The organism is Ruminobacter amylophilus (genome assembly GCF_900115655.1).
GTDB lineage: Bacteria > Pseudomonadota > Gammaproteobacteria > Enterobacterales > Succinivibrionaceae > Ruminobacter > Ruminobacter amylophilus.
In genome coordinates this window covers 1-9,305 of the sequence record NZ_FOXF01000069.1, presented here as the reverse complement: position 1 = coordinate 9,305, position 9,305 = coordinate 1, and the positions used below count along the sequence as shown (strand labels likewise).

The 9,305-nt window shown below is 48.8% G+C and carries 13 protein-coding genes; 1 reads left to right on the top strand and 12 read right to left on the bottom strand.

The genetic code is table 11. The features are described 5' to 3' along the window. The 10 genes from BMY80_RS11230 to BMY80_RS11180 all read right to left on the bottom strand — a co-directional run. A partial coding sequence (locus tag BMY80_RS11230; RefSeq protein ID WP_177178580.1) for an AAA family ATPase occupies positions 1 to 248 on the bottom strand: 248 nt, incomplete at its 3' end. A 435-nt stretch (positions 249 to 683) separates the two neighbouring features. Next, positions 684 to 989, bottom strand: coding sequence for a hypothetical protein (locus BMY80_RS11220; RefSeq protein ID WP_093143739.1), 306 nt, complete (start codon positions 987 to 989; stop codon positions 684 to 686). Positions 990 to 991: 2 nt separating this feature from the next. After that, complete coding sequence (locus tag BMY80_RS11215) at positions 992 to 1,483, bottom strand: phage tail tube protein (protein WP_093143738.1); 492 nt, start codon at positions 1,481 to 1,483, stop codon at positions 992 to 994. A 12-nt stretch (positions 1,484 to 1,495) separates the two neighbouring features. After that, positions 1,496 to 2,185 (bottom strand): hypothetical protein, encoded by a 690-nt coding sequence (locus BMY80_RS11210; protein ID WP_093143737.1) that lies wholly within the window; start codon positions 2,183 to 2,185, stop codon positions 1,496 to 1,498. Then, a complete protein-coding gene (locus tag BMY80_RS11205; RefSeq protein WP_093143736.1) occupies positions 2,182 to 2,556 on the bottom strand; it encodes a hypothetical protein in 375 nt (124 codons plus the stop codon). The genes BMY80_RS11210 and BMY80_RS11205 overlap by 4 nt, the downstream gene beginning before the upstream one ends. Next, the gene (locus tag BMY80_RS11200) at positions 2,553 to 2,888 is read right to left on the bottom strand and encodes a head-tail adaptor protein (protein ID WP_093143735.1); all 336 of its coding nucleotides are present in this window, start codon (positions 2,886 to 2,888) and stop codon (positions 2,553 to 2,555) included. Before BMY80_RS11200 ends, BMY80_RS11205 begins: the two co-directional genes overlap by 4 nt. After that, complete coding sequence (locus tag BMY80_RS11195) at positions 2,888 to 3,163, bottom strand: head-tail connector protein (protein ID WP_093143734.1); 276 nt, start codon at positions 3,161 to 3,163, stop codon at positions 2,888 to 2,890. The genes BMY80_RS11200 and BMY80_RS11195 overlap by 1 nt, the downstream gene beginning before the upstream one ends. A 79-nt stretch (positions 3,164 to 3,242) precedes the next feature. Next, the gene (locus tag BMY80_RS11190) at positions 3,243 to 4,439 is read right to left on the bottom strand and encodes a phage major capsid protein (RefSeq protein ID WP_093143733.1); all 1,197 of its coding nucleotides are present in this window, start codon (positions 4,437 to 4,439) and stop codon (positions 3,243 to 3,245) included. 13 nt (positions 4,440 to 4,452) lie between these two features. Continuing rightward, a complete protein-coding gene (locus BMY80_RS11185; RefSeq protein ID WP_093143732.1) occupies positions 4,453 to 5,220 on the bottom strand; it encodes a head maturation protease, ClpP-related in 768 nt (255 codons plus the stop codon). Then, positions 5,108 to 6,457, bottom strand: a complete 1,350-nt coding sequence (locus BMY80_RS11180) for a phage portal protein (RefSeq protein WP_093143722.1) — start codon at positions 6,455 to 6,457, stop codon at positions 5,108 to 5,110. Before BMY80_RS11180 ends, BMY80_RS11185 begins: the two co-directional genes overlap by 113 nt. 117 nt (positions 6,458 to 6,574) lie before the next feature. Here BMY80_RS11180 and BMY80_RS11175 point away from each other — a divergent pair, with 117 nt between their 5' ends. After that, complete coding sequence (locus tag BMY80_RS11175; RefSeq protein ID WP_177178579.1) at positions 6,575 to 7,276, top strand: DUF5714 domain-containing protein; 702 nt, start codon at positions 6,575 to 6,577, stop codon at positions 7,274 to 7,276. Positions 7,277 to 7,279: 3 nt separating this feature from the next. Here the strand turns inward: BMY80_RS11175 and BMY80_RS11170 are convergent, their stop codons facing one another. Further along, the gene (locus tag BMY80_RS11170; protein WP_093143720.1) at positions 7,280 to 8,887 is read right to left on the bottom strand and encodes a terminase large subunit; all 1,608 of its coding nucleotides are present in this window, start codon (positions 8,885 to 8,887) and stop codon (positions 7,280 to 7,282) included. An 82-nt stretch (positions 8,888 to 8,969) separates the two neighbouring features. Next, a partial coding sequence (locus BMY80_RS11165; protein ID WP_245730167.1) for an Nmad4 family putative nucleotide modification protein occupies positions 8,970 to 9,305 on the bottom strand: 336 nt, incomplete at its 5' end.

Below are 9,305 nucleotides of genomic sequence, written 5' to 3'. Positions count from 1 at the left end.
GAAATTTTCAAACCGTCAAATATCTTTTGTCCGGCATACCCTTTGGAATAATACGCTGAGAGCATATGCGCAGTTACGGTTTTTCCAAATCTGCGGGGACGGGTAACAGCGATGAGATTTCCATCGGTATTAAATAGTGCATTGGTTTTTTCAATAAAATCCGTTTTATCAACAAACACTCTGGTATCTTTCGCTTTAACCAGTCTGATAAAGCTGTTATCGTTACCAGGATTCAGAATATTGCCCATAACACTTAATCTCTCCAAACTTCATGACATCCCCATTTTAGCACAGCACTGAATTTTGATCCGTGATATGCAATTGAACTTAAAAGGTGCTGATGTCAAAACCTTACTTTCTGCCATCTAATTTAACGACTATACGCGGATTATTCAACATTTATCTGACGTTTATCCGCAAAGTATTAAACCGATATGCATTTTATGTCATCGGTATTTATCGTCTTCTCATCATTCGCTTAAACTTCTCAACCTCTTTTGTACAATCCTCATTGCTCATTCCATATCTGTACCTCTCTTTCGGATGCGCCTCAAAGTATTCCTCCTGAAAAACCACCGCCCAGTAGTTGAACTCGGTGGTGGGGTATTCCAGAACTTCTGAGATTGGGCGGTGAAGCTCCCGGGCAATTCTCACCGCCAGTCTGAAAGTAAAACTGCCCCGGATTAGTTTTTTAGGTGTGTTTCACCCGTGATGTTAAGAGCCGAGAAGGCATTAACGAGCTGGAGCAGTACCTTGTTCGGCACTGATTCCATAAAGGCTTCGAAGTCCTCCGGCTTTTCGGTGAGGTTGCCGTCGGCATCACAGAGGGATGCATGCATCATCTTAAGGACACGAAGCTGTAAATCTTTCTCGCCTTCAAAGTCGAGACGTGCCTTGCCGGAAAGCTCACGCAGATAAAAGTCCACACCATCAACGGTTACCTTGCTGACTTTGAATTTCAGTCCTTTGATTTGATCTAAATAAGACATGGTTATTCTCCTTCCTGTTCATCTGTCTGTGTCTGTTCAGCTACATCGGCATTCGACCAGACAACATCAGATGCCTGTCTGCCGGATACCTTAAGCTGCATAAAGCCATCAGCAGAGCCGGACATAATCTGATAACCGAGAAGCTTAAGGTCATAGGTTGCCCTGGTACCGTTAGGCCACTGATGGCGGATGCGGACTGTCTGCTGTGCCTCAGCGGCAGCAATAAGAGCCTGCTGGTCGGCGTCATCATCGTAGTAATAGATGGTGAGTTCCTTTTCAGCAGAATCCTTCAAACCGCCACAGTAAACCTTTCTGTCATCATCAATGGTGGTGCATTCCACGGATTCAGCAATGTCACCGATATCCCCGAGCTCCTGAGCTCCTTTAAGCGGCAGCCAGGTAACTCCATCATCGGTTGAGAACTGGGAATGAGTACCTCCGAGAAGTACCGGCTCCTTTGCCTTGTAATCGTAAAGCTGTGTATGTTTAGCCATTTCTGTTTTCTCCTATTTCAATAAATCGGCCATAGAGGTTTCAACCTGCTGAACCACAATGGCCACTGCGTTTTGATCTACCCTGCGTTGAATCGCTTCAATAAAATGACGGGCGGTGATGCCCTTAACCTTGCCACCATGCTGACTGGCTTTTTTCGTAGCTTTAGCCTTAACCGCAGCAAGCTTTTTTGTATTGCGTTCCATCATGGCCTGATATCGCTCCCGCTGTTTCTGCGTTTTGGCAGATGCGAGATTGAGTCTGGCCTTGTTAATTGCAATCTGATATTTGTTGGCAATAAGCTGCTGAATTACCTTGTTGCCTTCAAGACTTGAGCCTTTACCGACAGTGTGATCCCGGGTACCGGCATTAAGCCAGTGATTGAGAGTCTTTGGTGGAATATGAGACTTTTTGCCTTCCTTGCCGCCTTTGACCTTACTCACCGGCAGAAAATGTATGTACGAGATAATGCGGTTAGGGTCTGAACGTACTCTTGATGATTTGATGCCGGATACAGATTTGCGGTAGATGCCGGTATGGGCTTTAAAGTGGGTGCTGATGTAACCTGTAAGTTCTTCTCTTGCTCCGGTTTCCTTGAGAGCCTCCTTCAGAATTACACGGCTGATTTTGGTCTGAAGTTTTGTTGGCAGACCTTTGAGCTTTTCTGCAAGAACATCAGCACCGGAGGTGTCTGCTTTAATCATCGTTCAACAAACTCCATACTTACCGCATTGCCCCAGAATCCCACCTCGGGGTCGTACTCCGTTGGTGTTATGCTGTTTACCATGATGAGCCGGAAATCCTCTGAGTATTTACCGTCAGTGGCAGCCACCAGCCGGTCCGTAATAGCATCACAGGTGTCTGCACTTACAAACGAGAAAATAAAAATCTCAAAGCCATGCCGCACATCATGGGCATCGCCGTCAACGGTTCTGCCAGAAAACTCGGTAGCCTGTCTGGTTATCAGCGATGCGGTTTTAACGTTATTCGGAACAATGTCAAAGTAGGCTTTCTGCCCGGTGATGTCTTCCACCAGAGCCTTAACCTTGGCTTTCATTTCACTGATTGAAATCATGTGGTAATCCTCTGATTATCGTTAAACCCTGAATAGCTGCAGCCAAGCAGAATTTCTCCCTTATGCTTATCGGGAGACAGATTATCGATGCCGTAAAACTTGTCATTCCACCGGATTAGGCAGTCATCCGAAAGGCCGGAAAGATAGCGTATGAAAACTGTAATCTGCCCGCTCTGCACATCGACACCGGAGCGCATCTGATCACGGGTTGTCACAGCACGTACATTTGCCCAGACTGTACCGGAAAGCTCGTAGTCATCAAGACTGGTAAGGTTCCTTTCAGCCTTTGGTTCATAAATCTGTATACGTTCGTTTAACGTTCCTGTTTCCATCAGAATGCCTCCTGTCTTGAGCCGAACAGCATGGAGCGTAAAGATAGCGTAAGAGACTTAAAGTCAGCTTCGGTTCTGTGCTCAAACATGTAGTTCACCGCATACATCACTGCTGCCTTGCCGTACTTCGAACCGTAAAGAATCTTCACGTCATCAGTTCTTATCACATCCATGCAGAGCCTTTCTGCAGAGCCAATAAGGGAGCGAATCAGCGTATCGTCCTCGGTGCCGTCAACACGCAGATAGTTTTTCATTTCCTTGAGGGTAATGCTCATGTCAAAACTCCAAAAAGCCTCCATCAGCAGAGAAAAACTCAGCTAAATGAAGGCATAAAAAAAGCTCCGTTATGGAGCTTTAGGGTTTCACGGTCTTACCGCCGGTGATGGTCATAATCTGCACCGCCTCCGGCAGAATCAGCTTGCCGTCCACTCGCTCTTTGGCCACATAGCCAATCATGCCGTTACCTGCAAAGAGCTCAGTTAACTGCTTGAAGGAGCGGGTACCGCGGTCACCGATGTTGTAGTAGCTGTAGTCACCGAAAGCAATCTTGCCTTCAGGACAGAACGGTGAGGTGTACACATCGTATCCCAGGAGTTTATCCGGTTCACCGGAAGTCAGTGCCGGCTGCCAGAGGTACACGCCGTTATTGTCCTTAAGCTGTCTGATGGCAGCCACCAGCTTGTCATGCATAATGAATTTTGCAGACTTGCGGTATGGACGCTTTAAGGTGTAAATAAGCTGCATAAGGTGGTCGGCAGTTACAGATGCAGCAGAAAGAGCTGCAGTTCCGCCACCGGTTTCTGCAAAGAGACCGAGTGGCTGACCACGACCGGTACCGTTCAGGAATGCATCCTCCTCAGCGTTGGCGAGAGCCTTACCGAACTGGTCAATGATGTAGTTTTCCAGTGGGAACTGGGCATCGTAGAGAAGTTCCTCGGTTACCTTGATGGCCACATGAAGCTTATGGGCATCAAGCAAAATCTGATCAAAGGTAGCCTCACCAAAAGAGAGCGCACCGCCTTCCTCAATCCAAGCGGCCGCTGGCTTGGTAGCGGCGATGTTAATCTTGTGTTCGCCGGAGGTGGTAATGATGTTACCCAGAGAGCGCATGATGTTTTCTTCGGTAAGTACATCGATAAGACGGGAGTCATATTCCTCCGGAACCAGGTAACCACCATCAGCATCCACGCCTTCCTGCAGAACATTGGAAACCTGCTTGAAGTTGGAGCGCAGAGCCTTAAGCATTCCTGCCTTGTATTCATCAGAGGCACGACCGCGCTTTACCACAGAGTCAGTAGCAGGAGATACAGAGGCAGGCTTTGATGTAAGGGGCTGATTAACGGGACGGGAAAGTTCTGCATCAATTGCCTCCTGTCGTTCAAGTCTGGCGATTTCCTTGCTCAAATCGGTAATGTCCTGCTCCATGCGGGTGTAGGTGGCATCGTCCTCAGCGGTAAGAGTTCCCTTGTCGGTACGACGGGATTCAAGAAAGGCCTTAGCGGCATTCCATGCAGTTGCTCGCTTTTCACGAAGTTCGTTTACAGTAGTCATAAATTCTCCTGGTTTAGTTTCTGATAAGGTTAAGACGCTCCATCAAATCAGCGACGGAGCGTTCAGTATTGGTTGGTTTCGGTTCGGTTGGTTTAGCTGAGATGCGGCATCGGACAGACAGCTTTTCCATGAGGGAGTTCGTTACCGCAGCCTTGGAAAATGCTGTAGCGGCAGCCGTTTCAGACACATTCTCAGGCTCTGCGCTTCGCTCAAGAATTGCATCTGCAAATCCGAGCTCTACAGCCTTGTTAGCATTCATCCAGGTTTCCGCATCCATGAGCCTTGAGAGTTTGGCGCGGCTGAGACTGGTTTTAAGCTCATAAGCATTGATGATGGATTCCTTGACCTCTCCGAGCATGTCGATGGCTTTTTGCATTTCTGCCGAGTTGCCAAAGGCCATGGTCATCGGGTTATGGATCATCAGCATGGAAACCGGGCTCATCATTACCCTGGTTCCTGCCATGGCGATTACCGAGGCAGCCGAGGCGGCAATACCGTCAATCTTCACGGTGACGTTACCGGGATATTCCATCAGCATGTTGTAGATCTGAGCGGCAGCCACACAGTCACCGCCGGGAGAGTTAATCCAGACCGTAATATTTCCAGAACCATTCATAAGCTCGTCTTTGAAAAGCTGTGGTGTTACGTCATCGTCAAACCAGCTTTCCTCAGCGATGGTGCCGTTCAGGAACAGGGTTCTTTCCGGGGTCTGAGTGCTTTGGCTTTGATTCCCCGGATTCTCCGGCTCCGTCTGGTTCTTCCACTTCCAGAACTTTTTCATTGTTGTTCTCCTTGTTTGCAAAAATTCCTGCATCCTGCAGTTTGGTCATGTTTCCGTTGATGAGATACAGATTCCCGCCAAGCTCATCCGGAATGAGATCAAGCTGCTCTAAACTTCTAATATCATTGGCTGACATCCAGCCGTTCTGACGGGCAATGGCATAGCCGTTCATGCGGCTCTGATAATCACCTCGAAGGAGCCCGTCTACATTGAATTTCACGAAATAGTCAGGCTTTTCGGTCTCAGACAAAAGTGCCCGGTTAAGTGACTGCTCCCAGCGGATAATCCACGGCTCCAGGGTGTATTTCACGAACTCGAGTGACTGCTGTTCGATGTTGCTGAAGCTTGATTTCTCAAGATCTCCCACCATGTGAGGCGGCACTCGGAAAATTCTCGCAATCTCATCAATCTGAAACTTTCTGGTCTCAAGAAACTGCGCCTGCTCCGGTGAAATGGAAATGGGCGTGTATTTCATGCCTTCCTCAAGTATCGCAACCTTATGGGCATTGTTACCTGAAAAACCTTTATTCCAGCTTTCGCGGATTGATTCAGGATTTTTCACCGTTCCCGGAAACTCCAGAATGCCTCCCGGTGTTGCACCGTTGGCAAAGAACCGTGCTCCGTATTCCTCGGTTGCAATGGATAGTCCGATGGCATTTTTCGCCATGGCAATCGGTGAATACCCGACAAGCCCGTCAAAGCCGAGTCCCGGTACATGCAGTACTTCGGATGGCTTTAGAGTTACACTGCCGGTCTTGCCTGTGTGCGCATCCGAGTCCTGAATCTGGTACTGATAAATAATCTGAGAGTTTGAGTTCCGGTCAACCGTCATGCGATTAGGCATTAAGGGATAAAGTCCGATAACCTCACCTTTGCCGTTTCGGATAATCTGCGCGTAGGCATTGCCCCAGAGGAGCAGGTGAGTCATCAGCGTTTCACGAAATACAAATGAGGTCATTTCAGGATTCGGCTCATCATGCAGAATGCGGTAGAGGGGATGTTTTACCGCCTTGGCCTTGTTGCCCTCCGATTCATACTGGTAGAGATGAACCGGGAGACTGGCGATTGACTCTGACAGAATTCTCACGCAGGCATACACCGCCGTCATCTGCATAGCCGACCGCTCCGTCACCAGCTTGCCTGCGGTGCTGCCGCCCATGTAGAACGTATAGCCGCTGCCTGCCGTGCGGTTGCTGGGCTTGTCTCTGGAACGGAAGAGACCGTCGAAAATGCTCATGTGAATCAACTCCTTTGAGAAATGAAATGCCGTCAGCCTTTTAAAACAGTGCTGCGGCATGGTATTATGCACGTAATTACCGGGTTGCCAACCTGTGGAATATGGAGGCGAATTGCGATGAAAGAGGAATGCCTTATTTGTAAAGCACCGTTAGAATACCTTGACGCAGACGAAATGATGGAATGTGCAATTTGCCACAAGAAGGAAAACAGTAAGACTCGCTGTATCCATGGTCACTATGTCTGCAATGATTGTCATACCGCTGGCATGGATACGATTATCGGTCTCTGCTTGGCTGAGTCATCAAAGAATCCTGTCGAGATCATCGAGAAGATGATGGCCTTGCCGTTTTGCCATATGCACGGCCCAGAGCATCATGTCATGGTTGGGGCTTCACTCCTGACTGCATACAAAAACGCGGGAGGAGCAATTGATCTTGAGTCAGCACTTGCAGAAATGATGAATCGAGGGAAGAGCGTACCCGGCGGGGCCTGCGGCTTCTGGGGTGCTTGCGGTGCGGGTATCAGTTCCGGCATGTTTGTATCCATCATTTCAAAATCTACACCTCTTTCGCAGCAGCCGTTTGCGCTATCACACCGCATGACTGCTAAATCACTGGGTGCTATCGGTGAGATCGGAGGCCCACGCTGCTGCAAGCGAGATTCATTTCTTTCAATTCTCTCGGCCATCGACTTTGTAAAAGAATACTTCGGGATCGAGATGGAAAAGCCCGATATTGTTTGCACACACTCTTCTCAGAACAATCAGTGCATTGGAAAACGCTGCCCCTTTGCAAAGGCAAACCATAAAAGCACCTAAATCTCAGATAAACAGAATGCCGCGTTCATCGTAGACTGAGGCTCCGTTGTCATTGCCACATCGAATAGCACGATCAAGTCCCATGATGGTGGCAATCGCACCGTCAATCTTCTCGGTGGATTTCTCCTTGTCGGCTTTGATGTTGCCTGCCGGATCTGTGCGGATGTATATGTTGTCCATCATCCAGCGCAGAACCGGATGACCGCCGTGGGCAAGCTTCTGCTCCAGAGTGAGTTTCATGAGCTCTTTGGTCGGCGGTGACATATCCTTAAAGCCCTGACCAAAAGGAACTACGGTAAAACCCATACCCTCAAGGTTCTGGACCATCTGCACAGCACCCCAGCGGTCAAAGGCGATTTCACGGATGTTGTAACGGGTACCCAGGTTCTCGATGAACTTCTCGATGTATCCGTAATGCACCACGTTACCCTCAGTAGTTTCCAGAAATCCCTGTTTATGCCACACGTCGTAAGGTACATGATCACGACGAACTCGAAGCTCCATGGTGTCTTCCGGAATCCAAAAGAACGGCATGATGTAATACTTGTCATCCTCATCATTCGGCGGGAACACTAGCACGAAAGCGGTGATGTCGGTGGTGCTGGACAGGTCAAGACCGCCGTAACATACACGGCCTTCAAGCTCATCAGGATTAACCGCAAAAGAGCAGCCATCCCATTTCTCAAGCGGCATCCAGCGGATTGATTGTTTTACCCATTGGTTCAATCTCAATTGGCGGAAGGCGTTCTCCTCACCCGGATTCTGCCTTGCTGATTCGCAGGCAGCCTGTACCTTGTCGATGCCGACGGTGATTCCAAGAGATGGATTAGCCTTTTTCCAGACTTCTGGATCTGTCCAGTCATCATCCTCGGCAGCCCCGTAAATTACCGGGTAGAAAGTAGGATCGATCTTTCGACCTTCAAGAATATCCTTTGCCTTCTGATGGGTTTCGTAGCAGATGGAATTGGTGTCGGTTCCCGCAGTGGTGATGAGAAAATACAGAGGTTGCATTCGGGCATCACCGGAGCCCTTGGTCATAACATCAAAAAGTTTTCTGTCCGGTTGGGTATGAAGCTCATCAAAGACCACACCGTGGATGTTAAAACCGTGCTTGGAATAAGCCTCTGCGGATAGAACCTGATAAAAGCTGTTGGTCGGGGTGTAGATGATTCGTTTCTGCGAGGCGAGAATTTTGACTCTTTTGTTCAGAGCCGGACACATCCTTACCATGTCGGCAGCCACATCAAATACGATTGTTGCCTGCTGACGGTCTGCGGCACAGCCGTAAACCTCGGCTCTTTCCTCGCCATCTCCGCAGGTAAGAAGCAGTGCCACAGCGGCAGCAAGCTCTGATTTTCCTTGCTTCTTGGCTATCTCTATGTATGCCGTGTTGAACTGCCGGTAGCCGTTTGGTTTTAAGGTTCCGAAGAGATCACGGATGATCTGCTCCTGCCAGTCGATAAGTTCAAAAGGCTTGCCAGCCCAGGTTCCCTTGGTATGGCAGAGAGCCTGAATAAAGTTCACTGCGTAGTCGGCGGCATCCCTATCATACACGGACTTCTTTGCCTTGAACTTGGTAGGGACGTATTTTTTTAGTTTCCGCATTGCCATATGCCCACCTCCTTACAGGCATAAAAAAAAAGACCGCCGAAGCGATCTTTTGGGTATAAAAAAGGAGCCGTTAAGCTCCGTACTAATTGTTGGCGTTCTTCATCGCCCATTCAAGAGCATGGCCTTCATCCATGAAATCTACGCCACTTACCTCCCGAAGTCCGATCTCTGCCTCGCATCCGGTGTCTTCGGTGAGGAACTCGTAAACCGCGCCGTAGTAGGAGGGCTTGCCTGCTCCGTTGTAGTAGTGACCTGCCAGGATTACCTTATCACCGAATCTTAAGGTCTTGCTCCAGCGGCATTCCAGATCCTCCGGAGTGGTAGGATTCGGTAATCTGTAGGTTCTTGCTCTTTCTGTCATCTTGCTCATTTTTAAGTCTCCGTTGTTGTTCTCGATGACTGTATATTCGCTCTGTAC